This is a genomic window from Enterobacter cloacae complex sp. OE43NF, from assembly GCF_023544405.1.
Lineage (GTDB): Bacteria > Pseudomonadota > Gammaproteobacteria > Enterobacterales > Enterobacteriaceae > Enterobacter > Enterobacter cloacae.
The window spans coordinates 35,199-59,882 of the sequence record NZ_JAMJFW010000021.1 but is presented as its reverse complement, the minus strand read 5'-3'; the positions used below and the strand labels follow the sequence as shown (position 1 = coordinate 59,882).

General features: G+C 55.4%; 22 protein-coding genes and 4 tRNA genes. 20 read left to right on the top strand and 6 right to left on the bottom strand.

Features of this window, described 5'->3' with window-relative positions; genetic code table 11:
• Nucleotides 1-10: 10 nt before the first annotated feature.
• The 14 genes from wzzE to M8370_RS11980 all read left to right on the top strand — a co-directional run bounded on the left by wzzE (nt 11) and on the right by M8370_RS11980 (nt 11,873).
• Nucleotides 11-1,057 (top strand): ECA polysaccharide chain length modulation protein, encoded by a 1,047-nt coding sequence (wzzE, locus tag M8370_RS12045; protein ID WP_028028025.1) that lies wholly within the window; start codon nt 11-13, stop codon nt 1,055-1,057.
• Nucleotides 1,058-1,113: 56 nt separating this feature from the next.
• Entirely contained in the window at nt 1,114-2,244 is a 1,131-nt protein-coding gene (gene wecB / locus M8370_RS12040) for a non-hydrolyzing UDP-N-acetylglucosamine 2-epimerase (protein ID WP_028028026.1), read from the top strand.
• Nucleotides 2,241-3,503, top strand: a complete 1,263-nt coding sequence (wecC, locus tag M8370_RS12035; protein WP_062935474.1) for a UDP-N-acetyl-D-mannosamine dehydrogenase — start codon at nt 2,241-2,243, stop codon at nt 3,501-3,503. The genes wecB and wecC overlap by 4 nt, the downstream gene beginning before the upstream one ends.
• On the top strand, nt 3,500-4,177 hold the full coding sequence (rffC, locus tag M8370_RS12030; protein WP_250021110.1) for a dTDP-4-amino-4,6-dideoxy-D-galactose acyltransferase: 678 nt from the start codon (nt 3,500-3,502) through the stop codon (nt 4,175-4,177). The genes wecC and rffC overlap by 4 nt, the downstream gene beginning before the upstream one ends.
• A 4-nt stretch (nt 4,178-4,181) precedes the next feature.
• Nucleotides 4,182-5,312: a dTDP-4-amino-4,6-dideoxygalactose transaminase gene (rffA, locus tag M8370_RS12025; RefSeq protein WP_014833721.1), complete on the top strand. Its 1,131-nt coding sequence runs from the start codon at nt 4,182-4,184 to the stop codon at nt 5,310-5,312.
• 1 nt (nt 5,313) lies between these two features.
• Nucleotides 5,314-6,564 (top strand): lipid III flippase WzxE, encoded by a 1,251-nt coding sequence (wzxE, locus tag M8370_RS12020; RefSeq protein WP_013099272.1) that lies wholly within the window; start codon nt 5,314-5,316, stop codon nt 6,562-6,564.
• Nucleotides 6,561-7,640, top strand: coding sequence for a TDP-N-acetylfucosamine:lipid II N-acetylfucosaminyltransferase (locus M8370_RS12015; protein WP_250021109.1), 1,080 nt, complete (start codon nt 6,561-6,563; stop codon nt 7,638-7,640). Before wzxE ends, M8370_RS12015 begins: the two co-directional genes overlap by 4 nt.
• Nucleotides 7,637-8,989: an ECA oligosaccharide polymerase gene (gene wzyE, locus M8370_RS12010; RefSeq protein WP_014833719.1), complete on the top strand. Its 1,353-nt coding sequence runs from the start codon at nt 7,637-7,639 to the stop codon at nt 8,987-8,989. Before M8370_RS12015 ends, wzyE begins: the two co-directional genes overlap by 4 nt.
• A 12-nt stretch (nt 8,990-9,001) precedes the next feature.
• Nucleotides 9,002-9,742: a lipopolysaccharide N-acetylmannosaminouronosyltransferase gene (gene wecG, locus M8370_RS12005; protein ID WP_194501179.1), complete on the top strand. Its 741-nt coding sequence runs from the start codon at nt 9,002-9,004 to the stop codon at nt 9,740-9,742.
• A gap of 197 nt (nt 9,743-9,939) precedes the next feature.
• Nucleotides 9,940-11,325 (top strand): bifunctional threonine/serine APC transporter ThrP, encoded by a 1,386-nt coding sequence (thrP, locus tag M8370_RS12000; RefSeq protein ID WP_038420798.1) that lies wholly within the window; start codon nt 9,940-9,942, stop codon nt 11,323-11,325.
• Between the two features lie 102 nt (nt 11,326-11,427).
• Nucleotides 11,428-11,504: transfer RNA gene (locus M8370_RS11995), tRNA-Arg, on the top strand.
• Nucleotides 11,505-11,571: 67 nt separating this feature from the next.
• Nucleotides 11,572-11,647: transfer RNA gene (locus tag M8370_RS11990), tRNA-His, on the top strand.
• A 20-nt stretch (nt 11,648-11,667) separates the two neighbouring features.
• Nucleotides 11,668-11,754 (top strand) — tRNA-Leu (locus M8370_RS11985).
• A gap of 42 nt (nt 11,755-11,796) precedes the next feature.
• Nucleotides 11,797-11,873 (top strand) — tRNA-Pro (locus M8370_RS11980).
• 506 nt (nt 11,874-12,379) lie between these two features.
• On the opposite strand, the gene M8370_RS11975 is transcribed toward M8370_RS11980, so the two are convergent.
• The 5 genes from M8370_RS11975 to hemC form a co-directional block, all read right to left on the bottom strand.
• Nucleotides 12,380-13,591: an MFS transporter gene (locus tag M8370_RS11975; protein WP_058680743.1), complete on the bottom strand. Its 1,212-nt coding sequence runs from the start codon at nt 13,589-13,591 to the stop codon at nt 12,380-12,382.
• A gap of 155 nt (nt 13,592-13,746) precedes the next feature.
• Entirely contained in the window at nt 13,747-14,946 is a 1,200-nt protein-coding gene (gene hemY / locus M8370_RS11970) for a protoheme IX biogenesis protein HemY (RefSeq protein WP_246932788.1), read from the bottom strand.
• Nucleotides 14,947-14,948: 2 nt separating this feature from the next.
• Nucleotides 14,949-16,145 (bottom strand): uroporphyrinogen-III C-methyltransferase, encoded by a 1,197-nt coding sequence (hemX, locus tag M8370_RS11965; protein ID WP_045902197.1) that lies wholly within the window; start codon nt 16,143-16,145, stop codon nt 14,949-14,951.
• 21 nt (nt 16,146-16,166) lie between these two features.
• Nucleotides 16,167-16,907: a uroporphyrinogen-III synthase gene (gene hemD, locus M8370_RS11960; RefSeq protein ID WP_250021104.1), complete on the bottom strand. Its 741-nt coding sequence runs from the start codon at nt 16,905-16,907 to the stop codon at nt 16,167-16,169.
• A complete protein-coding gene (gene hemC, locus M8370_RS11955) occupies nt 16,904-17,845 on the bottom strand; it encodes a hydroxymethylbilane synthase (protein WP_032618596.1) in 942 nt (313 codons plus the stop codon). The genes hemD and hemC overlap by 4 nt, the downstream gene beginning before the upstream one ends.
• A 350-nt stretch (nt 17,846-18,195) precedes the next feature.
• On the opposite strand from hemC, the gene cyaA reads away from it, so the two are divergent.
• Complete coding sequence (cyaA, locus tag M8370_RS11950) at nt 18,196-20,739, top strand: class I adenylate cyclase (RefSeq protein ID WP_013099262.1); 2,544 nt, start codon at nt 18,196-18,198, stop codon at nt 20,737-20,739.
• Nucleotides 20,740-20,834: 95 nt separating this feature from the next.
• On the opposite strand, the gene cyaY is transcribed toward cyaA, so the two are convergent.
• Nucleotides 20,835-21,155 (bottom strand): iron donor protein CyaY, encoded by a 321-nt coding sequence (gene cyaY, locus M8370_RS11945; protein ID WP_013099261.1) that lies wholly within the window; start codon nt 21,153-21,155, stop codon nt 20,835-20,837.
• 135 nt (nt 21,156-21,290) lie between these two features.
• Here cyaY and lptM point away from each other — a divergent pair, with 135 nt between their 5' ends.
• The 5 genes from lptM to yigB are packed head-to-tail and all read left to right on the top strand — an operon-like array spanning nt 21,291 to nt 24,673.
• Nucleotides 21,291-21,494 carry an LPS translocon maturation chaperone LptM gene (gene lptM / locus M8370_RS11940; protein WP_013099260.1) on the top strand — a complete coding sequence of 68 codons (204 nt, stop codon included), beginning with the start codon at nt 21,291-21,293 and terminating at the stop codon, nt 21,492-21,494.
• A 35-nt stretch (nt 21,495-21,529) separates the two neighbouring features.
• Complete coding sequence (dapF, locus tag M8370_RS11935; protein ID WP_013099259.1) at nt 21,530-22,354, top strand: diaminopimelate epimerase; 825 nt, start codon at nt 21,530-21,532, stop codon at nt 22,352-22,354.
• Nucleotides 22,351-23,058 (top strand): DUF484 domain-containing protein, encoded by a 708-nt coding sequence (locus M8370_RS11930; RefSeq protein WP_013099258.1) that lies wholly within the window; start codon nt 22,351-22,353, stop codon nt 23,056-23,058. Before dapF ends, M8370_RS11930 begins: the two co-directional genes overlap by 4 nt.
• Nucleotides 23,055-23,957 (top strand): tyrosine recombinase XerC, encoded by a 903-nt coding sequence (xerC, locus tag M8370_RS11925; RefSeq protein WP_013099257.1) that lies wholly within the window; start codon nt 23,055-23,057, stop codon nt 23,955-23,957. The genes M8370_RS11930 and xerC overlap by 4 nt, the downstream gene beginning before the upstream one ends.
• Complete coding sequence (gene yigB / locus M8370_RS11920) at nt 23,957-24,673, top strand: 5-amino-6-(5-phospho-D-ribitylamino)uracil phosphatase YigB (protein ID WP_250021102.1); 717 nt, start codon at nt 23,957-23,959, stop codon at nt 24,671-24,673. The genes xerC and yigB overlap by 1 nt, the downstream gene beginning before the upstream one ends.
• The last annotated feature ends 11 nt before the right edge of the window (nt 24,674-24,684 follow it).

Genomic DNA, 24,684 nt, shown 5'->3' with positions numbered 1-24,684 from the left:
CGGGACTATGATGACTCAACCGTTGGCGGGAGCGAAATCAGTGGTAACTGAGAATGAACTGGATATTCGGGGTTTGTTTCGCGTGTTATGGGCAGGCAAACTTTGGATTGCGGGGATCGCGCTGGGGTTCGCACTGTTAGCGCTGGCCTACACTTTCTTTGCAAAGCAGGAGTGGAGCGCCACGGCAATTACAGACAGACCAACGGTTAACATGCTCGGCGGGTTTTATTCCCAGCAGCAGTTCCTGCGCAACCTGGATATCAAGGCGAATCTGGCGACGCCCGATCAGGCTTCCGTTATGGATGAGGCGTATAAAGAGTTTGTCATGCAACTGGCCTCCTGGGACACGCGTCGTGATTTCTGGAGCCAGACGGATTATTACAAGCAACGCATGGTGGGCAACAGCAAAGCCGATGCCGCGCTACTGGATGACCTGATTAACAACATTCAGTTTATGCCGGGCGATGCGCTGCGTAATGTTAATGACAGCGTCAAACTGATTGCAGAGACGGCGCCGGATGCCAATAACCTGTTGCGCCAGTATGTCGCTTTTGCCAGCCAGCGCGCCGCAAGTCATCTTAATGAAGAACTCAAAGGCGCCTGGGCGGCCCGTACCATCCAGATGAAAGCGCAGGTAAAACGTCAGGAAGAGGTGGCTAAAGCCATATTCTCCCGCCGTGTTCATAACATTGAACAGGCACTCAAAATTGCGGAACAGCACAATATTTCTCGCAGCGAAACGGACGTTCCGGCGGATGAACTGCCTGATTCTGAAATGTTCCTGCTTGGTCGTCCAATGCTGCAGGCTCGTCTGGAAAACCTGCAGGCCGTTGGCCCTGATTTTGACCTCGACTACGATCAAAACCGCGCCATGCTCACCACCCTGAATGTTGGTCCAACGCTGGACCCGCGTTTTCAGACCTATCGTTATTTGCGAACGCCTGAAGAACCTGTAAAACGCGATAGTCCGCGTCGTGCATTCCTGATGATCATGTGGGGGATTGTAGGCGCACTGACGGGCGCTGGCGTGGCGTTAATACGTCGTCGCACAAATTAAGAACGCCGTCTACGATGAAGGCTACGGCCTTCATCGCCTAATCGAAGAGAATCGATGTGAAAGTACTTACCGTATTTGGCACCAGGCCGGAGGCCATCAAGATGGCGCCTCTGGTGCATGCGCTGGCCAGCGATCCTGATATTGAAGCGAAAGTGTGCGTCACGGCGCAACACCGGGAGATGCTCGATCAGGTTTTAACGCTCTTTTCCATCGTCCCGGACTACGACCTCAATATAATGAAGCCGGGGCAGGGATTAACGGAGATTACCTGCCGTATCTTGCAAGAGTTAAAGCCCATTCTGGAATCCTTTAAGCCTGATGTCGTGCTGGTGCATGGCGACACCACCACTACCGTGGCAACCAGTCTGGCAGCGTTTTATCAACGTATTCCTGTCGGCCACGTTGAAGCGGGCCTGCGCACCGGCAACCTTTATTCGCCGTGGCCGGAAGAAGCCAACCGCACGCTTACCGGGCACCTGGCGATGTACCACTTTGCACCCACCGAAAATTCGCGCCAGAACCTGCTGCGTGAAAATATTGCCGACAAAAAAATCTTTGTGACCGGCAATACGGTTATTGATGCCCTGATTTGGGTGCGTGACCGTGTACTGGCTAACAACGAACTTCAGGCAGAACTCGCTGCGCGCTACCCGTTCCTGAACAACGGCAAAAAAACCATTCTTGTCACCGGCCACCGTCGTGAAAGCTTTGGCCGGGGTTTCGAGCAAATCTGTCATGCGCTGGCTGAAATCGCCGCGCAAAACGAAGATGTGCAGATTGTCTATCCGGTGCATCTCAACCCTAACGTCAGCGAGCCGGTCAACCGCATTCTGGGACATGTTGAAAATGTCCTTTTAATTGAGCCGCAGGACTACATGCCGTTTGTCTGGCTTATGAATCATGCCTGGCTGATCCTCACCGATTCAGGCGGTATTCAGGAAGAAGCACCTTCACTCGGCAAGCCGGTGCTGGTAATGCGTGAAACCACCGAGCGCCCGGAGGCGGTAAAAGCGGGCACGGTGCGTCTGGTCGGCACGGATAAGCAGCGTATCGTCGATGAAGTGACACACCTGCTGCACGACGAAGAAGCGTATCAGGCGATGAGCCGGGCCCATAACCCGTACGGTGATGGGCTGGCTTGTGGCCGTATTTTGCATGCACTTAAACACAATCGGGTATCGCTATGAGTTTTACTACCATCTCTGTCATTGGTCTTGGCTATATTGGCTTGCCTACTGCGGCAGCATTTGCCTCTCGTCAAAAACAGGTTGTAGGCGTGGACATCAATGCGCGCGCGGTGGAAACCATTAACCGTGGCGAAATCCATATTGTGGAGCCCGATCTCGACCGCGTGGTCAAAGAGGCCGTTGATGGGGGATACCTGCGCGCCAGTACCACGCCGGTTGAAGCCGATGCTTATCTCATTGCTGTGCCGACGCCATTCAAAGGCGACCATGAACCCGACATGGTCTACGTCGAGGCCGCTGCGAAATCTATTGCACCTGTGCTCAAGAAAGGGGCGCTGGTGATCCTGGAGTCCACTTCTCCGGTTGGCGCAACCGAGCAGATGGCACAGTGGCTGGCAGAAGCCCGGCCGGATTTAAGCTTCCCGCAGCAGGCGGGAGAGCAGGCCGATATCAATATCGCCTACTGTCCGGAGCGCGTGCTGCCGGGGCAGGTGATGGTCGAACTGATTAAAAACGACCGCGTGATTGGCGGGATGACGCCTGTTTGTTCCGCTCGTGCCAGCGCGCTGTACAAGATTTTCCTCGAAGGCGAATGCGTGGTGACGAACGCCCGTACCGCAGAAATGTGCAAACTGACGGAAAACAGCTTCCGCGACGTGAACATCGCTTTTGCCAACGAACTGTCGCTCATTTGTGCCGATCAGGGGATTAACGTCTGGGAATTAATCAGCCTGGCGAATCGTCATCCGCGCGTTAACATTCTGCAGCCAGGCCCGGGCGTAGGCGGTCACTGTATCGCCGTCGATCCATGGTTTATCGTGGCGCAAAACCCCGATCAGGCACGCCTGATCCGCACCGCGCGTGAAGTTAACGACAGCAAGCCACACTGGGTTCTCAACCAGGTTAAAACCACGGTGGCAGATTGTCTGGCTGAGAGTGGCAAACGGGCCAGCGAACTGAAAATTGCCTGCTTTGGCCTGGCGTTCAAACCTAACATCGACGATCTGCGCGAAAGCCCGGCGATGGAAATTGCTGAGATGATTGCCCAATGGCACACGGGCGAAACGCTGGTGGTCGAGCCGAATATTCATGAACTGCCGGCAAAACTGGCGGGGCACTGCACGCTTACCGCGCTGGATGACGCGCTGGCCACGGCGGACGTACTGGTGCTGCTGGTGGATCATAAAGAGTTTAAAGCGACCCCCGCCGATGCCGTACAGCAGCGTTACATTGTTGATACCAAAGGTGTCTGGCGTTGAGCAACCTGAACGGGACGCTTGAGTCCCTTGAGTGGGAGAGCCATTTTTTTGGCCTGCCTTCAGCCATTCTGCGTTTGCGCGAAACTGCACCGGCACTGACTGACGCCAACTTTTGCGTCTGGCAGCGGGTACAGGCGAAGATCCCGGCGGACCGCGCCGACCTGCTTGATGCGCTTCAGCAACACGGTTTTCAGCTGGTGGAAGGCGAAGTCGATCTTGCCATTACGCTAACCCGGCATGAGGCGCCAGGTGCGGAGGTTGCCGCTAAGCAGGATATCCCGGTGCTGCGCGAAATGGCGGCGCAGGCGTTTGCCCGCAGCCGCTTTCGTGCCCCCTGGTATGCACCTGAGGACAGCGGACGTTTCTATGCCCAGTGGATTGAGAATGCGGTAAAAGGGACGTTCGATCATGTTTGTCTGGTGTTCCGCGCGGCGGACGGCCAGATCCAGGGTTTTGTTTCGCTTCGCAAGCTCAACGAGCGCGAGGCGCGTATCGGCTTATTAGCCGGCCGGGGGATGGGCGAGAAACTCATGCAGGCGGCGCTACACTGGGCGCAGCAGCAACAGGTCTCGACGCTGCGGGTGGCAACCCAGATGGGCAACACCGCTGCGCTTAAACGTTATATTGCGAGTGGTGCCAACATCGACGCCACCGCCTACTGGTTATACAGGTGACAAGATGATTCCATTTAACGCACCACCCGTCGTGGGAACCGAACTCGACTATATGCAGTCTGCTATGGGCAGCGGCAAACTCTGCGGTGATGGTGGGTTTACCCGTCGCTGCCAGCAGTGGATGGAACAGCGTTTTCACAGCGCTAAAGTGCTGCTGACCCCTTCCTGTACGGCGTCGCTGGAAATGGCTGCGCTGCTGCTCGATATTCAGCCCGGTGATGAAGTCATTATGCCGAGCTACACCTTCGTCTCCACGGCGAACGCGTTTGTGTTACGCGGGGCGAAAATCGTCTTTGTGGATATTCGTCCGGACACCATGAATATCGATGAAACGCTGATTGAAGCGGCGATAACTGATAAAACGCGGGCGATTGTTCCGGTCCATTACGCGGGCGTGGCCTGTGAAATGGACACCATTATGGCGATCGCGAAAAAGCATAACCTGTTTGTGGTGGAAGATGCCGCTCAGGGCGTGATGTCCACCTACAAAGGACGCGCGCTCGGCACCATCGGCCATATCGGCTGCTTTAGCTTCCACGAAACCAAAAACTATACCGCAGGTGGTGAAGGCGGCGCGACGCTGATTAACGACCGCGCGCTGGTTGAGCGTGCGGAAGTGATCCGCGAAAAAGGCACCAACCGCAGCCAGTTCTTCCGTGGCCAGGTTGATAAGTATACCTGGCGCGATATCGGCTCAAGCTATCTGATGGCGGATCTGCAGGCGGCGTATCTGTGGGCACAGCTGGAGGCGGCAGAGCGCATTAACCTGCAGCGTTTGTCCCTGTGGCAGACCTATTACGACGCGCTGGCACCGCTGGCAAAAGCCGGGCGTATTGCGCTGCCGACCATTCCGGCAGACTGCGTCCACAATGCCCATATGTTCTACATCAAACTGCGCGATAACGACGATCGCAGCAAGCTGATTGCCTGGCTGAAAGAGGCTGAGATTATGGCGGTGTTCCACTACATTCCGCTGCACTCCAGCCCGGCCGGTGAAGCGTTCGGGACATTCGCGGGTGAAGACCGCTATACCACGAAAGAAAGTGAGCGTTTGCTTCGCTTGCCACTGTTCTACAACCTCGCGCCGGTTAACCAGCGTACGGTGATTAATACCCTTCTGAGCTATTTCGGCTGATATGTCTCTGGCAAAAGCATCGGTGTGGACCGCCGCGTCCACGCTTGTCAAAATTGGCGCCGGGCTGCTGGTCGTCAAGCTGTTGGCCGTCTCATTCGGCCCTTCTGGGGTGGGTCTGGCGGGCAATTTCCGCCAGCTTGTCACCGTCCTTGGGGTATTGGCCGGCGCCGGGATCTTCAACGGCGTTACGAAATACGTTGCACAGCATCAGGATGACGCAGCGCAGCTGCGCAAAGTCGTCGGCACATCGTCGGCGATGGTGTTAGGTTTCTCTACTCTGCTGGCCGCGGTGTTTCTGCTGGCGGCGGCCCCCATTAGCCAGGGGCTGTTTGGACACACGCATTATGAAGGGCTGGTGCGTCTGGTCGCTCTGGTTCAGATGGGGATCGCGTGGGCTAACCTGCTACTGGCGCTGATGAAAGGGTTTCGTGATGCAGCCGGGAACGCGCTTGCGCTGATCCTGGGCAGCGTTATAGGTGTTATCGCCTATTACTTCTGCTACCGCCTGGGCGGGTATGAAGGCGCGCTGCTGGGTCTGGCGCTGGTACCTGCGTTAGTGGTCGTTCCGGCGGCGTTTATGCTGATGCGTCGTGGCGTTATCCCCTTAAGCTACCTGAAACCGCAGTGGGACAAGGTGCTTGCGGGTCAACTGGGTAAATTTACCCTGATGGCGCTCATTACCTCTGTTACGCTGCCAGTGGCTTACGTGATGATGCGAAACCTGCTGGCGGCGCATTACAGCTGGGATGAGGTGGGAATTTGGCAGGGCGTAAGCAGCATTTCTGACGCCTACCTCCAATTTATAACGGCTTCCTTTAGCGTCTGGTTGCTGCCAACCTTATCGCGTCTGAGCTCCCGACAGGATATTACCCGCGAGATTACCCGCTCGCTGCGTTTTGTGCTTCCCGCCGTGGCGGCGGCCAGTTTTACCGTGTGGTTATTGCGCGATGTCGCCATCTGGCTGCTCTTTTCGGCGAAATTCATCGCCATGCGCGATCTGTTTGCCTGGCAGCTGGTGGGGGATGTACTGAAAGTAGGCGCTTACGTATTCGGGTATCTGGTGATTGCGAAAGCCTCGCTGCGTTTGTATATCCTGGCAGAGATAAGCCAGTTTACGCTCCTGACGGCGTTCTCACACTGGCTGATCCCGGCACACGGTGCACTGGGGGCGGCTCAGGCCTATATGGCAACCTATATCGTTTATTTCGCTGCCTGTTGCGGCGTATTTTTACTTTGGCGTAAACGCGCATGACTGCACTGATTCACATACTGGGATCGGATATCCCACACCATAACCAGACCGTTTTGCGGTTCTTCAACGATGAGCTGGCCCCGGGCAATCCCGATGCACGCGAGTTTATGGTTGCAGGCCAGGACAGGGGGCTGAGCGAGATGTGTCCGGCGCTGACGCTTACCTTCTGGCCGGATAAAGCCGCCCTGGCGAAGGCGGTTGTCGCGAAAGCGAAAGCGGATCGTGAGCAGCGCTTCTTCTTCCATGGACAATTTAATACCGGTCTGTGGCTGGCTCTCCTGAGCGGCGGGATTAAACCTTCCCAGTGCAGCTGGCATATCTGGGGAGCCGATCTCTATGAAGTCTCCCGCGGCTGGAAGTTCCGACTCTTCTACCCGCTACGGCGTATGGCGCAGGGGCGGGTTGGCTGTGTTTTCGCCACCCGTGGCGATCTCAATTACTTCGCGAAACAGCACCCCAACGTTCGCGGTGAGTTGCTCTATTTCCCGACACGCATGAACCCGGCGCTGAATAATATGGCAAACGATACGCCGCGTGAGGGTAAGCTGACGATCCTGGTGGGTAACTCTGGCGATCGCAGCAATGAGCATATTGCTGCGCTGAAGGCGGTACATCAGCAGTTTGGTGACACGGTGAATGTCGTTGTGCCGATGGGCTATCCGGCCAATAATGATGCTTACATCAATGACGTTCGCCAGCAGGCCCTGGGATTGTTTAGCCCGGAGAATGTGAACATCCTGCGCGATAAGCTGGAATTTGATGAATATCTGGCGCTGCTTCGCCAGTGCGATCTCGGCTATTTCATCTTTGCCCGCCAGCAGGGAGTTGGCACGCTGTGCCTGCTGATTCAGGCAGGCGTTCCCTGTGTGCTTAATCGCGATAATCCGTTCTGGCAGGATATGGCTGAACAACACATTCCGGTGCTGTTCACCACGGATACCCTGAACGTGGAGGTGGTACGTGAAGCTCAGCGTCAACTGGCGCTGGTGGATAAAAGTACCATCGATTTCTTTAGTCCGAACTACCTTACGCCGTGGCACCGTGCGCTGCGTATCGCTTCAGGAGACAACGCATGAGCCAGTTGCAATTCAGCGGCTTGTTAGTGGTATGGCTTCTGAGCACGCTATTTATCGCCACTCTGACCTGGTTTGAGTTCCGCCGCGTGCGTTTTAACTTTAACGTCTTCTTCTCGTTACTGTTTCTTTTGACCTTCTTCTTCGGTTTTCCGCTGACCAGTATTCTGGTTTTCCGTTTTGACGTGAGTGTCGCGCCGCCGGAAATCCTGCTCCAGGCACTCTTGTCGGCGACCTGCTTCTATGCGGTGTACTACGTCACCTATAAAACGCGTCTGCGTGCGGTGAAAGCGAGTGCGCCGCGTCGTCCGCTGTTCACCATGAACAGGGTAGAGACCCATCTGACGTGGGTGATGCTGATGACCATCGCGCTGGTCAGCGTGGGGATCTTCTTCATGCATAACGGCTTTTTGCTGTTTAAGCTGCACTCCTACAGTCAGATTTTTTCTGCCGAAGTTTCGGGCGTGGCGCTTAAGCGCTTCTTCTATTTCTTCATCCCGGCAATGCTGGTGATCTTTTTCCTGCGCCAGGACAGTAAGGCCTGGCTCTTCTTCCTGGTGAGCACGGTCGCCTTTGGTTTCCTGACCTACATGATTGTGGGTGGGACGCGCGCCAACATTATTATCGCCTTTGCGATTTTCCTGTTTATCGGCATCATTCGCGGATGGATCTCCCTGTGGATGCTGGCGGCAGCGGGCGTGTTTGGCATTGTGGGGATGTTCTGGCTGGCCCTTAAGCGCTATGGACTGAACGTGGCCGGTGACGAAGCGTTTTACACCTTCCTGTATCTCACGCGCGACACCTTCTCGCCGTGGGAAAACCTCGCTTTACTGCTGCAAAACTACGACAAAATCGATTTCCAGGGGCTGGCGCCCATTGTGCGTGACTTCTATGTGTTTATCCCGTCGTGGCTGTGGCCTGACCGCCCGGGTGCCGTGCTCAACACAGCGAACTACTTCACCTGGGAAGTGCTGAACAACCATTCAGGTCTGGCCATTTCCCCTACGCTGATTGGTTCGCTGGTGGTCATGGGCGGAAGCTGGTTTATTCTGCCGGGCGCGGTTGTGGTAGGGCTGATTATCAAATGGTTTGACTGGCTCTATGTGCTCGGCAACGAAGAGACCAATCGCTACAAGGCCGCCATTTTGCACAGTTTCTGCTTTGGTGCCATTTTCAATATGATCGTTCTGGCGCGCGAGGGGCTGGATTCATTTGTCTCGCGCGTGGTTTTCTTCATGGTCGTTTTCGGCGTCTGCCTGCTGCTGGCCAAACTGCTGTACTGGCTGTTTGACAGTGCAGGGCTTGTGCATAAGCGCGAGCCACAGGGCAGCAGAACGCTGTCGCAAGTCTGAGTAAGGATAGTCATGACCGACACAACCTCTGCACCGCGCTACGCGCTGCGTGGCCTGCAGCTTATTGGCTGGCGCGATATGCAACACGCGCTGGATTTTCTCTTTGCGGGAGGCCAGATGAAATCCGGTACGCTGGTCGCCATCAATGCGGAGAAAATGCTGGCGGTAGAAGATAACGCTGAAGTCAGAAGTCTGATAGACGCCGCCGAGTTTAAATACGCGGACGGTATCAGCGTGGTACGCTCGATCCGCAAAAAGTTTCCTGGTGCTAATGTTTCACGCGTCGCGGGGGCCGATCTCTGGGAACAGCTGATGGCACGTGCAGGGGCAGAAGGCACGCCCGTATTTCTTATTGGCGGTAAGCCTGAGGTCCTGGCGCAGACCGAGCAGAAGCTGCGGCGTCAGTGGAATGTTAATATTGTGGGTAGCCAGGACGGCTATTTTAAATCTGAGGATCGGCAGGCGCTGTTTGACCGCGTGCGCGACAGCGGGGCGAAAATTGTCACCGTGGCGATGGGCTCACCGCGCCAGGAAATTTTGATGCGTGATTGCCGTCTGGTTTGCCCGGATGCCCTCTATATGGGCGTCGGCGGGACCTATGACGTCTTCACTGGCCATGTAAAACGTGCGCCGAAGGTATGGCAAAACCTGGGACTGGAGTGGCTGTACCGCCTGCTGTCGCAACCAACACGTATTAAACGCCAGCTCCGTCTGCTGCGTTATCTCGCCTGGCACTACACCGGGAAAATGTAATCAAAATGTAGCGCGATATGCTGTTCGCGCTGCAACTCCCCTGCAAAACTGCTGCGAAACTGTGCAATGCATTTATTTTTTTAATGCATTGTTTGCCATTTTGCAGAATTTAAGAAACCATTCGCTCCGTATTTTAGTACCCCTAAAAAACAATACCTGGTATTAAGCCGGGAAACAGCAAACACAACCGAGGATCTATGGCAGAGAAAAAACCGGAGCTACAGCGTGGGCTGGAAGCTCGTCATATTGAACTGATAGCGCTGGGCGGCACTATTGGTGTGGGCCTGTTTATGGGCTCTGCAAGCACGCTCAAATGGGCCGGGCCATCCGTTCTGCTGGCATATATTATTGCTGGCCTGTTCGTTTTCTTCATCATGCGTTCGATGGGCGAAATGCTCTTCCTGGAGCCAGTGACCGGCTCTTTCGCCGTCTATGCGCACCGCTACATGAGCCCGTTCTTCGGCTATCTGACGGCCTGGTCATACTGGTTTATGTGGATGGCGGTGGGTATCTCGGAGATTACCGCAATCGGGGTGTATGTGCAGTTCTGGTTCCCGGATATGGTCCAGTGGATACCGGCGCTGATTGCTGTGGGGCTGGTGGCAATGGCAAACCTGGCAGCCGTTCGCCTTTATGGTGAAATCGAGTTCTGGTTTGCGATGATTAAAGTCACCACCATCATCGTGATGATTGTGGTTGGACTCGGCGTCATCTTCTTCGGCTTTGGCAACGGTGGTCACGCGATTGGCTTCGGTAACCTGACCGGGCACGGCGGCTTCTTCGCTGGTGGCTGGAAAGGCTTCCTGACGGCGCTGTGTATCGTGGTCGCGTCCTATCAGGGCGTTGAGCTTATCGGTATTACAGCCGGTGAAGCGAAGAACCCGCAGGTCACGCTGCGTAGTGCGGTGGGTAAGGTGCTGTGGCGTATCCTGATTTTCTATGTGGGGGCGATCTTCGTTATCGTGACCATCTTCCCGTGGAATGAGATCGGCACGACAGGCAGCCCGTTTGTCTTAACATTCGCGAAGATTGGTATTACGGCGGCAGCAGGTATCATCAACTTTGTCGTCCTGACGGCGGCGTTGTCTGGCTGTAACAGCGGAATGTACAGCTGTGGTCGTATGCTCTATGCGCTTTCGAAGAACAACCAATTGCCTGCGGCAATGAGTAAAGTGTCCCGCGCGGGTGTGCCTGTTGCGGGTGTGGCGGTGTCGATTGCCATCCTGCTGATTGGCTCATGCCTGAACTACATTATTCCAAACCCGCAGCGCGTATTTGTTTATGTCTACAGCGCCAGCGTGCTACCGGGGATGGTGCCGTGGTTCGTTATTCTGATTAGCCAGCTGCGTTTCCGCCATGCGCATAAACAGGCGATTGCCAGCCATCCGTTCCGCTCGATTCTGTTCCCGTATGCGAACTATTTGACGATGGCGTTCCTGATTTGCGTATTAATCGGGATGTACTTTAATGATGATACCCGCATGTCGCTGTTTGTCGGGATGATCTTCCTGGCGGCAGTCACTGCAGCCTATAAGCTATTTGGGCTGGGGCGCCGCGCCACCACGCAGAAAGTGGAGGAATAAACGGCAAAATGTGCAAACCATAACCAAACGCGCATTTTTTTCAAAAAAGCACTAGACAGCGGGGTCGGAGGTACGTAATATCCAGCCCCGCAACGGCGCTAAGCGCCCGTAGCTCAGCTGGATAGAGCGCTGCCCTCCGGAGGCAGAGGTCTCAGGTTCGAATCCTGTCGGGCGCGCCATTTTAGTCCCGGCGCTAGAGCTGCGGTGGTCTGAGAAGTAGTCAGTACCGCGTGAAAGAATACAGTGGTGGCTATAGCTCAGTTGGTAGAGCCCTGGATTGTGATTCCAGTTGTCGTGGGTTCGAATCCCATTAGCCACCCCATTATTGAAGAGTTGTGAATTGCGAAGGTGGCGGAATTGGTAGACGCGCTAGCTTCAGGTGTTAGTGTTCTTACGGACGTGGGGGTTCAAGTCCCCCCCCTCGCACCACGACTTTAATGAATTGAACTAAAAATTCAAAAAGCAGTACATCGGCGAGTAGCGCAGCTTGGTAGCGCAACTGGTTTGGGACCAGTGGGTCGGAGGTTCGAATCCTCTCTCGCCGACCAATTTTGAACCCCGCTTCGGCGGGGTTTTTTGTTTTCTGCGGCTTTTCACCTCTGTATCCATTCCCCGACATTCGCGTTTCCTGTTGTCGCGAACCAGCGACACTTAATTAGTTGAAAACTAAACTAATATTTCATAAGTGTCTTAACCGTCTCTTTCTGACGACACTTCTGCGCTTTTACCGATATCTTATGGTGCGTCAGACGGGTCTTTGCAGCAGAAATTCCTTTTATCTTAAAATGTTGCGCGATGTAAAATTTCTTCGTGTAACGTTGGCATGTAACGTGCAATAATATACGTGTAGATGCTCATTCCATCTCTTATGTTCGCCTTCGTGCCTCATAAACTCAGGAATGATGCAGAGCCATTTACGGTGCTTATCGTCCACTGACAGATGTCGCTTCGGCCTCATCAGACACCATGGGCATAACGTTGAGTGAAGCACCAAATATGTTGTCTTACAGACCTGTTTTAACGCCTGCTTTTAAAGCAGGCGTTTTTTTATGCCTTATTCACGGTAACGAAACATGACCAGGGCTGCCAGAAGCAGCGCACCCGCAGAGACAATATACATTGCCTGTAGTGCCTCTAACGCGGCGGTTAATGCCGCTGCAATACCGGTGAACAAAGAGGCACTGAGCGTTTGCCAGCGCCAGACTTTTCCACTCGCTGAAGCAGTCTGCGTAGAGTGAAAGTTGCTGAGCACACCATATGTTCCCACCGCGAAAACAACGTTTGATGCCAGATGCGCAATAAAAATCATCCCCAGTGCACACACCATCCAACCAGATAAAAACGGGATCACACCGTAAGCCGCTAAAAAGAGGCTAAGGCAGAGCATTAACAATGGTGTGTGCGCAGTGAGCCGCGGCAGGCTGTCTCTCTTCAGGAGTATAGGGCCGCAAAGCTGCCCCATACTCCTGGCAAAGAGAAGCGGTAAGGCGAGAGCCGCAGCATCCTCCGGTTGGATCTGCTGCGCTAGCGCCGGTAAAAGCGCCATGGCGGGTGAACCGACGGCTGCCAGAACGGGCAAAATGAGTAAACTGCGTTTTTGCCGGAGGGTCAGCGCATGCCACCGCAGCATAACCGGGGAGCCTTCGTCTGGGGATAAAGAGCGTGCTTGCGCAGTAAATGTCCTTCCAGCCAGCCACAGCATAAACATTGACCCCAGAAAGCTGGCAGCATCGATTGCCAGCAATGTCATCACCGATATTCGCTGGAAAAGTACTACGCCCAGTCCGGTACCGAGCAGTACCTGAGCCGCAAAAATCACGTTTTCAAGACAGGTTGCTGCAGGAAGCTCTGCTTTACTGAGTCCGCGTTTAAAGAGCAACGTTAGGGCCGGCCAGCTCATCCCATTCAACAGGGCTTCGGTGGATTGCACAGCAAGCAGCGCTGAAATACTGTGATAATGAATACCCAGCAGTGGGAATAACAGGGCGAGTAAGCCCAACCCCTCTGACAGGATCAACAAAGAGACGGGAGAATAGTGTGCGCACAGTTTTTCGCTGATGATGCTGCCGATAAAACCAGGCACCGTTGCAAAAAGAAAGGCGAGCGTAAGCAGAGTGGCTGGTGCCGACCAGTCTAAAAGTAAACCGAAGACAACAACCTGAGTTAACCCATTTCCCAACGACGTAAAAATAAAGGCGCAGGCCAGCAAACGCAGCCAGCGATGACAGCGCAGCGCTTCAACAAGCGCATACAAAAGCGAGTTCATGACGATTTCCTTTCAAAAACGATTTAGTCCACGCGGCTGATGCGCGTGTGTGTAAAAAGGTTAATGAAAAGAGATCGTTACATTGGCCGGAACGTTTCCTGATGGATATGCAAAAAGGGTGCGTAAAAAAGGAGGCCGTCCGGCCTCCTTAACGATTATTGCTGATTTCCGTTATTCTGCAATGTCAAAAGCAGACCGTCGCGCCGCATGGCGGCAGCTTCTTCCGGTTTATGCTGTTTGTCGAGCGTATCGGCAAGCCACGCGTAGTCAAACGCATCCGGGCGCTGTTTTAACGCCGCACGGAAGGCGAGGCTCGCCTCCTGCCATTCACCGTGTTTCATCAGCGACTGGCCCAGCGTGCTCCAGAGCAGCGGACGATCGCCAACGGTTTTGATCTGTTGACGCAGCACTTTTTCGATTTGCTCAGGGTTGTTGGTTTTCAGACGCGGGATCACCATGACCAGACGATCGTCGTACTGGCGCTTCAGACCGTCGAGGAGGATCTCCTGAGCCGTGTCATGATCGTCACATTCAATCAGGTGTTCCGCCATTGCCACCTGCAGAGGAACCTGCTGACGTGTTTTGCGGCTCTGATTCTTCCACCAGGTTTTCAGACCATCGCTGCCCAGATCGGCACGCGCCTGATCCATCAAACCAATCCACGCCATGCGCTGGAGTTCGTCACGATGTTCATCATCACCCACGTCGGCTTTCGCCATCGAAGGAATAATGTCCAGCAGTGAACCCCATGCACCGGTACGGATATAGGCCTGCTCGGCAAGGCGCAGCACTTCAGGGTGGCGAGGGGTGATTTCCAGCAGACGGTCAACGCCGTGGCGCGCCGCATGGTTTTCATTACGTGCCAGCTGCAGGCGAACGCGGGTGATCTCAACCGGGATCTGGTTGTCAAACGCCATCTCCGATGCGCGCTCCAGATGCTGATTGGCACGGGCCTCGTCACCACGCTGTTGAGCTGCTTCAGCAGCCAACAGATAGTTCACGACGGGTTGTTCAGCGTGGTCGGCGTTTTTGGACATCAGCTTTTCCACCTGCTGATAGTCGCCCTCGGCGAGCTTAATCAGCGCCTGCTCGGTCTGCTTACGGGCGCGACGGCGCTTGCGGCCAACGAACCAGCCACGGGTATGGGCACCGGTGCGGAAAATACGGCGCAGGATCCACTCCAGCGCCAGCAATACCACAACGCCCAGGATCAGAATGATCACCAGACCCGTTACGCTGGTTTCGATGTTGTAATTGTCGGTCTGGATCAACACGTAACCCTGGTGACCGGCAAGCATCGGCCCAAGGACGATCCCGGCGATCAGCAGGATAAAGAGTAAGAGTACTTTAAGCATCGTTACTCTCCTTGTGGGGCGCTTTCAGGCGCGGGCGCGGCGGCTGGTGCAGGTTCACCCGTCTGCGCAGCCGGAACGCCCGGCTGTGCCAGCAGGTTACGTACGCGCGTTTGCATCAGCTTTTCCAGAATCGGCTGGCTGGCCAGTTTATCCGGCACGTTCATGGTGATGTTCTGCTGACTCAGTTTGTCGATGTCATCGAGGAACGCCGTGGTGGTGGCATCATCGGTATCGTAGTAAGCACGTACCCATGTGGAGACGTTATCCAGCGCCTGTTTGTAGGTCTCTTCCTGATGACGTGGCACGGCCTGGGCCGCGACCAGCAGACGGGAACGAATGTTCTCACGCAGGTAGATATCCTGGTTCGGCGCTAACAGCGGCACGGCGGTTTCATCACGGCGACGAATGGTGATGAAGCTGTCCATAAAGTTCTGCCAGCTTTTTTGCAGGTTTACACGCCACTCGCTCAGGGAGCTGGACAGCTCGGTGCCGTCGGAATCCATGGGAGAATCGTCGTCGTTATTATCTGCCAGTTGCAGGTTATCAATCTGGTTCGAGAGCTGATTTACCTTGAGGATGATGCCGTCATAATCCACCTGAGAAACGGCGGAGAGGCTGGCGATGTCTTCGGTAATGGCGCGACGTGCGGTGATGAGGCTTGGATCGTTCATGTCCGCCAGGCTCGCATCTGCGCTTTTCAGCAGAGCGGCGGCGGTGGTGACATCCTGATCGCTCCAGAGCTTACGCCCGGCCAGTTTCACCAGAAAATCAGCCTGAGAAAGCAGCCAGGTTTTGGCATCGGTACCGGAAATGGTGGCCACTTTTTGCTGTACTTCGTCCAGCTGTTTGGTTAGCTCTTCCTGTTTGCTGTTCGCATCGGCAAGCGCGGCAGCCTGCTGTTTGATGACGCCTTCCAGCTCGGTTTTTTGTGTCTCCTGCGCTTTTTGCAGCGCGGCGAGCTGATTAACCAGCGCGTCGCTGGTTGCCGTCTGATTGGTGCTTTGCTGTTTCACCAGGCCGTAGAGGCTGACGCCTGCTGCCAGCGCAATGGCGATGGCAATCGCGCTCAGCGCAAGGCTGGTCTTGTTGCTGCCGTTTTTCTTCTCAACGGTTTTCTCAGTCGTTTCTGACTGTGGCGTCATGTCCACAGTCTCCCTGGTCTCTTCAACCACGGCGGAGGATTTGTCGTGTTCCGTCATTATGGCATCCCATTATGAGAGTTATTGTAATGCGCGCAGCAGCGCATCGTTGTCGGCGTTATCAGCGATCCGAATATCTTGCCAGCCCAGTTCCCGGGCGAGGTTCGCCAGACGCTCACTGACGACCAAAAGCCGACAGTGGAGTAACCAGTTTTCACGATACCAAAGCGGCACCAGCGACCAGAGTTGCTGCAGCATTTCGCCGCTGGTCACCACCAGCGTTGTAATGCCGCGCGTATGCCAGCGCATCGCCTCTTGTGCACCATCGTAATGTTTTGCACAGCGTTGATAACATTCGCAAAACGTGACGTCAGCTCCGCGTTCACGCAGCGTTTCGCCTAACAGTTCGCGTCCGCCATTACCGCGTAAAATCAGCGCACGTTTTCCGATTAGGGTTTGTAATTCAGGTAATTGTAGCAAGACTTCGCTGGTTTCCCGATCTAACGGGTAACGCACGTCTGCTCCACTTACGGTATGCAGCGCCAGGGCGGTGGCACGGCCAATCGCGAAATAGCGTGGCGCGGTAGGCCAGTTCAGTCCCTGCTGTTGTAGCTGCGCATGGGCAAATTCCACGGCATGTTGCGACAAGGCAAACAGCAGGTCGCCTTCCTGAAGGGTATTCATATGGTCGGCGAGCGCGGACAACTCCCGACCCGGGGAGAATTCAATAAGCGGAAAACTCCAGGCCACCTGCCCCAGTGCGCGCAGACGGCTCACTAACTGCTCTCCTGCGGGAGAAGGGCGGGTGACGAGAATACTCATGCAGGGGGCTCTCCATCGTAAACGTCAGCCAGAATCTCGCGGGCACCGTTATCCAGTAACTCTTCCGCCAGCGAAACGCCAAGCTGCTCAGCATCTTGCGGTTTACCGCGGCGCTCACCGCGTACCATCTGCGAACCGTCCGGCGCGCCAACCAGCGCACGCAGCCACAGTTCACCGTTAATTAATTCAGCATAGCTGCCAATCGGCACCTGGCACCCCCCTTCAAGGCGGGTATTCATCGCACGCTCGGCTTTGACGCGAATGGCCGTCTCGTCATGATTCAGCGGCGCAAGCAGTTCACGGGTACGCCTGTCATCCAGACGGCACTCAATACCTACAGCGCCCTGTCCCACGGCCGGCAAAGAGAGCTCCGGTGGCAACGCGACGCGAATGCGTGACTCCAGCCCCAGACGCTTAAGTCCTGCTACCGCGAGGATAATGGCATCGTAATCGCCGTTATCCAGCTTGCCCAGACGCGTGCCGACGTTACCGCGCAGCGAGCGTATGATCAGATCCGGACGGCGTTCAGCCAACTGACACTGGCGGCGTAAACTGGACGTGCCAACCACGCTGCCTTTGGGCAACGCATCTAGCGAGTCAAACTGGTTAGAGACAAACGCATCGCGCGGATCCTCGCGCTCGCAAATGGTCACCAGTCCCAGCCCTTCCGGGAACTCGACGGGCACGTCTTTCATCGAATGCACGGCGATGTCGGCGCGGTTCTCAAGCAATGCCAGTTCCAGTTCTTTGACAAACAAGCCTTTGCCGCCCACTTTCGCCAGCGGCGTATCAAGGATCACATCGCCGCGCGTGACCATGGGCACCAGCTCGACGCGCAAGCCGCTGTGGCAGGCTTCCAGGCGCTGCTTAACATAATGTGCCTGCCAGAGCGCAAGAGGGCTTTGGCGTGTGGCAATTCTCAAAACATTGTCTAACATGCTTGTTACCGTCATTATCAATCGCTAACCATCCTAACATTGTTGACTCTGGGATGGCAGTTTTACGGTGATGAAGAAGAGAGGGACAGGGTGGGAGTTCTCGTCAGCCACAGCCGTATTAAGGAATTTACACGTACAGAACGGTGCTACACTTTGTATGTAGCGCAACTTTCTTTACGGTCAATCGGCAAGGTGTTAAATTGATCACGTTTTAGACCATTTTTTCGTCGGTACCAGCATAATGATAAGGGCGAAAAAGGGTAACGGTTATTTTTTTGAAATACTGCGGGCTCGCTGTTATTTTGGTTTTTGAATAGCTTGCGACACCCGGAAACATCAGGCGATACGTCTTGTACCTCTATATTGAGACTCTGAAACAGAGACTGGATGCCATCAATCAACTGCGTGTGGATCGCGCGCTTGCTGCCATGGGCCCTGCTTTCCAGCAGGTATACAGTCTGCTGCCGACATTATTGCACTATCACCATCCGCTGATGCCGGGTTACCTTGACGGTAACGTTCCCAAGGGCATTTGCCTTTTCACGCCTGATGAAACCCAACAGCATTATCTCAACGAACTTGAACTCTACCGTGGCATGCCGCCGCAGGAATCCCCGAAAGGTGAACTGCCTATCACCGGCGTTTACTCCATGGGGAGCACCTCTTCGGTAGGGCAAAGCTGTTCGTCTGACCTGGACATCTGGGTCTGTCATCAATCCTGGCTCGATAACGAAGAGCGTCAGTTGCTGCAGCGTAAATGTAGCCTGCTGGAAAGCTGGGCGGCATCGCTTGGCGTGGAAGTGAGCTTCTTCCTGATTGATGAAAACCGTTTCCGCCATAACGAAAGCGGCAGTCTGGGTGGTGAGGACTGCGGCTCCACGCAGCACATTTTATTGCTGGACGAATTTTACCGTACGGCAGTGCGTCTGGCCGGGAAGCGTATTCTGTGGAATATGGTTCCGTGCGAAGAAGAAGAGCATTACGATGATTACGTGATGTCGCTTTACGCGCAGGGCGTACTGACGCCAAACGAATGGCTGGATTTGGGCGGCCTGAGCTCCCTGTCAGCCGAAGAGTACTTTGGCGCGAGCCTCTGGCAGCTTTATAAGAGCATCGACTCACCATACAAAGCGGTGCTGAAAACGTTGTTGCTCGAAGCCTATTCCTGGGAATACCCAACCCCACGCCTGCTGGCGAAAGATATCAAGCAGCGTCTGCACGACGGGGAGATTGTCTCCTTTGGGCTTGACGCCTACTGCATGATGCTGGAACGCGTTACCGAATACCTGAAAGCCATTGATGACACCACGCGTCTCGACCTGGTGCGTCGATGTTTCTATCTCAAAGTTTGTGAGAAATTGAGCCGTGAACGCGCCTGCGTGGGCTGGCGTCGTGAAGTGGTTTCTCAGCTCGTCAAAGAGTGGGGATGGGGCGAAGAGCGTCTCTCCATGCTCGACAATCGCGCCAACTGGAAAATCGATCAGGTGCGTGAAGCACACAACGAACTGCTTGATGCGATGATGCAAAGCTACCGTAACCTGATCCGCTTTGCGCGCCGTAACAACCTCAGCGTGTCCGCCAGCCCGCAGGACATCGGGGTATTGACCCGCAAACTGTATGCCGCGTTTGAAGCGCTGCCGGGCAAAGTTACCCTGGTTAACCCGCAAATTTCGCCCGATCTGTCAGAGCCAAACCTGACCTTTATCTATGTGCCGCCGGGCCGCGCGAACCGCACCGGGTGGTATCTGTATAACCGTGCCCCAAGCATGGATTCAATCATCAGCCATCAGCCGCTGGAGTATAACCGCTACCTGAACAAGCTGGTGGCCTGGGCCTGGTTTAACGGCCTGCTGACCTCGCGCACCCGCCTGTTTATCAAAGGCAACGAGGTGGTCGATTTAGCCAAACTGCAGGAGATGGTGGCGGATGTCTCCCATCACTTCCCGCTACGTCTGCCGGCACCCACGCCAAAAGCGCTCTACAGCCCGTGTGAAATTCGCCATCTGGCGATTATCGTCAACCTGGAATATGACCCGACGGCGGCCTTCCGCAATCAGGTCGTGCATTTTGACTTCCGCAAGCTGGACGTCTTCAGCTTTGGCGAGCAGCAAAATTGCCTGGTCGGCAGCGTGGATCTGCTGTACCGCAACTCGTGGAACGAAGTGCGTACGCTGCACTTCAACGGCGAGCAGGCGATGATCGAAGCGTTGAAAACCATTCTCGGCAAGATGCACCAGGATGCCGCGCCGCCGGACAGCGTGGAAGTGTTCTGCTACAGTCAGCACCTGCGTGGTTTGATTCGTACCCGCGTGCAGCAGTTAGTCTCAGAGTGTATTGAGCTGCGTCTTTCCAGTACCCGTCAGGAAACCGGTCGCTTTAAAGCGCTGCGTGTTTCAGGGCAAACCTGGGGTCTGTTCTTCGAACGCCTGAACGTGTCGGTGCAGAAGCTGGAGAACGCCATTGAGTTTTACGGCGCGATTTCCCACAACAAACTGCATGGCCTGTCGGTTCAGGTGGAGACTAACCACGTCAAGCTGCCGCAGGTGGTGGATGGCTTTGCCAGTGAAGGGATTATCCAGTTCTTCTTTGAAGAGTCGGGAGACGATGCCGGTTTCAACATCTATATTCTTGATGAGACCAACCGTGCAGAGGTGTATCACCACTGCGAAGGCAGTAAAGAGGAGCTGGTGCGTGACGTTAGCCGCTTCTACTCCTCATCACATGACCGCTTCACCTACGGCTCCAGCTTCATCAACTTCAACCTGCCGCAGTTCTACCAGATTGTGAATGTCGATGGCCGTGCGCAGGTGATTCCGTTCCGTACTCAGGCCGTCACGCCTGCCGTGCCTGCGAATCAGGATACCGCACCGCTGTTGCAGCAGTATTTCTCGTGATGCTTTTCGCTCGCCCGGTGGCGGCTACGCCTTACCGGGCCTACAACAGCTCGAATCTGTAGGCCGGGTAAGCGCAGCGCCACCCGGCACAGAAACTACCTGAAACTCACATCTTCACCCGCCTGCGCGGTTGCAGCCTGCTCCAGCAGATCCCAGAAGGTTTCGCCGCTACGGTCACAAACCCATTCATCCCCTTTCAGATCGAAATGGTAGCCACCCTGTCTGGCTGCCAGCCATACCTGGTGAAGCGGCTCCTGGCGGTTAATAATAATTTTGCTGCCGTTTTCGAAACTGAGGGTCAGGATACCGCCGTTGATTTCACAATCGATATCGCTGTCGCCTTCCCAGTCGTCCAGGCGCTCTTCAATGGTCATCCACAGGGTGTCGGCAAGGCGATGGAATTCACTGTCGTTCATGGTTTTGTTCCTGTTTTTCGTGATGCCGGCAGTATAACCCTAAATAATTCCCGTTGCAGGAAAGCGGCAAACTCTTGCTTTTGTGTCTTCTCCTGCGATGATAGAAACAGATTTGAACTTACGGGCAACTTTATAATGAAAAACGCTTTCCGAACGCTTGCCGTTCTCATCACGCTGTTTAGTCTGACTGGCTGTGGACTGAAGGGGCCGCTGTACTTCCCGCCAGCGGATAAAACCGCGCCGCCGCCGACGAAACCTGTGAACAGCGGCATTGAGTCATCTACGCCAGACACTAACGATCGTGGCAACAACGGTGGCCCGACTCAGGTTAATCTCTGACGATCACGTTCTGTACCCGCGCAATGGAGCAAATGATGCAGTTCTCTAAAATGCATGGCCTTGGTAACGATTTTATGGTCGTCGACGCGGTAACGCAGAATGTCTTTTTCTCCCCGGAACTGATCCGCCGCCTGGCGGATCGACACCTGGGCGTGGGGTTCGATCAGCTGCTGGTGGTTGAACCGCCGTACGATCCCGACCTCGATTTCCACTACCGTATTTTCAATGCGGATGGCAGCGAGGTGAATCAGTGCGGCAACGGCGCGCGCTGTTTTGCCCGCTTTGTCCGCCTGAAAGGGTTGACCAACAAACGCGATATCCGTGTCAGCACGGCGAATGGCCGCATGGTGCTCAGCGTTACCGATGACGAGCTGGTGCGCGTGAACATGGGCGAACCAAACTTCGAACCTTCTGCGGTGCCGTTTCGCGCAAACAAAGCGGAAAAGACCTATATTATGCGTGCGGCCGAGCAGACAGTATTGTGTGGCGTCGTCTCGATGGGCAACCCACACTGTGTGATTCAGGTCGATAACGTGGAAACGGCCGCGGTTGAAACCCTGGGTCCGGTGCTGGAAAGCCATGAACGTTTCCCGGAACGGGCGAATATCGGTTTTATGCAGGTGGTGAAGCGTGAGCATATCCGTCTGCGCGTGTACGAGCGCGGCGCGGGCGAAACGCAGGCTTGCGGAAGCGGTGCCTGTGCTGCGGTGGCCGTCGGCATCTCTCAGGGGTTACTGGCCGAAGAGGTTCGCGTGGAGTTACCAGGCGGTCGTCTTGATATCGCCTGGAAAGGACCGGGTCATCCACTGTATATGACTGGCCCGGCGGCACATGTCTATGACGGGTTTATCCATCTATGAAACAACCAGGGGAAGAACTGCAGGAAACGGTGACGGAACTGGACGACAGGGCTGTTGTTGATTATCTGCTGCGCAATCCTGAGTTTTTTATTCGCAATGCACGCGTCGTCGAAGCGATGCGTGTGCCGCATCCGGTTCGCGGGACCGTGTCGCTGGTCGAATGGCACATGGCACGCTCGCGCAACCACATCAATCAGCTTGAAGAGAACATGACGTTGCTGATGGAGCAGGCCAACACGAACGAAAGCCTGTTCTATCGTCTTCTGCATCTGCAGGCGCGTCTGGCCTCGGCGCACAGCCTTGAAGAATTTCTCAGCCGTTTCCACCGCTGGGCGCGTGAACTGGGGCTGGCTGGCGCAACGATTCGTCTTTTCCCTGACCGCTGGCGCATTGGCGCGCCGTCCGGTTTTACCCATCTGGCGTTGAGTCGCCAGGCGTTTGAACCCCTGCGTATTCAGCGTCTGGGCCACGAACATCACTATCTTGGGCCGCTTAACGGACCGGAACTGCTGGTGGTACTGCCGGAGGCGAAAGCGATAGGCTCGGTGGCGATGTCGATGATGGGGCGTGATGGCGATCTGGGGGTGATGTTATTTACCAGCCGCGACGCGCATCATTACGAGCAGGGACAAGGCACGCAGCTGCTGCAGGAGATCGCCCTGATGCTGCCTGAGCTGCTGGAGCGCTGGATTGAACGTGTATGACGGACGCCCTGCTCGCGACTGACGTCTCGCGCTTTCTGCGCTACCTGGGCGTTGAACGTCAGCTAAGCCCCATTACGCTGCTGAACTATCAGCGTCAGCTTGATGCCATCATGCAGATTGCCGATGAGATCGGCCTGAAAAGCTGGCAACAATGTGACGCTGCAACCGTCCGTGGGTTTGTTGTGCGTAGCCGTAAAAAAAACCTAAGCCCGGCGAGTCTGGCGCTCAGGCTTTCTGCGCTGCGCAGTTTCTTCGACTGGCTGGTGAGCCAGGGCGGCTTAAAAGCCAACCCGGCGAAAGGCATCGCCACGCCGAAAGCCCCGCGTCACCTGCCGAAAAATATCGACGTCGACGATGTAAACCGCCTGCTGGATATTGACCTCAACGACCCGCTGGCCGTGCGCGATCGCGCGATGCTGGAGGTCATGTACGGTGCGGGTCTGCGTCTTTCCGAACTGGTTAATCTCGATTTAAAACATCTCGATCTGGAGTCCGGCGAAGTGTGGGTGATGGGTAAGGGCAGCAAAGAGCGCCGCCTGCCGATTGGCCGTAATGCCGTCTCGTGGATTGAGCACTGGCTGGATCTGCGCGGGCTGTTTGGCGCCGAGGAGGATGCGCTGTTCCTGTCGAAACTCGGCAAGCGGATCTCGGCGCGTAACGTGCAGAAACGCTTTGCAGAGTGGGGCATTAAGCAGGGGCTCAACAGCCACGTCCATCCGCACAAGCTTCGCCACTCCTTTGCCACCCACATGCTGGAATCGAGTGGCGATCTGCGTGGCGTGCAGGAACTGCTCGGCCACGCGAATCTCTCCACCACCCAAATCTATACCCACTTAGACTTTCAACACCTTGCGTCGGTGTATGACGCGGCGCATCCACGCGCCAAACGGGGGAAATAATGCGTTTTTACCGCCCACTGGGTCACATCTCAGCCCTGACTTTTGATCTTGATGACACCCTTTATGACAACCGTGAAGTGATCCTGCGTACTGAGCAGGAGTCGCTGGCGTTTGTTCAGAACTACCATCCGGCGCTGAAGACGATGCAGAACAAGGACTTTCAGCTGCTGCGCCAGTCCCTGCGTGAGACCGAGCCGGATATTTATCACGATGTAACCGAATGGCGTCGCCGTGCGGTGGAGCAGGCGATGCTCAACGCTGGGCTGAGCGCACAGGATGCGGCCGTCGGGGCTGAAGCCGCAATGGAAAACTTCGCCAAATGGCGCAGCCGTATCGACGTGCCGCAGGAAACGCACGACACCCTGGCAAAACTGGCAGAAAAATGGCCGCTGGTCGCAATCACCAATGGCAATGCGCAGCCGGAGCTGTTTGGTCTGGGGGATTACTTCGAATTTGTGCTGCGGGCGGGTCCGCACGGGCGCTCGAAGCCGTTTAACGATATGTATCATCTGGCGGCGGAGAAGCTGAACCTGCCGCTCGGCGAAATGTTGCATGTGGGTGATGACCTGACCACAGACGTAGCGGGTGCCATCCGCTGCGGTATGCAGGCCTGCTGGATCAAGCCAGAAAAGACGGACCTGATGATCGTCCCGGACAGCCGTCTTCTGCCGCACCTGGAAATTTCACGGTTGGCATCCCTCACGACGCTGATATAATCACCAGTAAT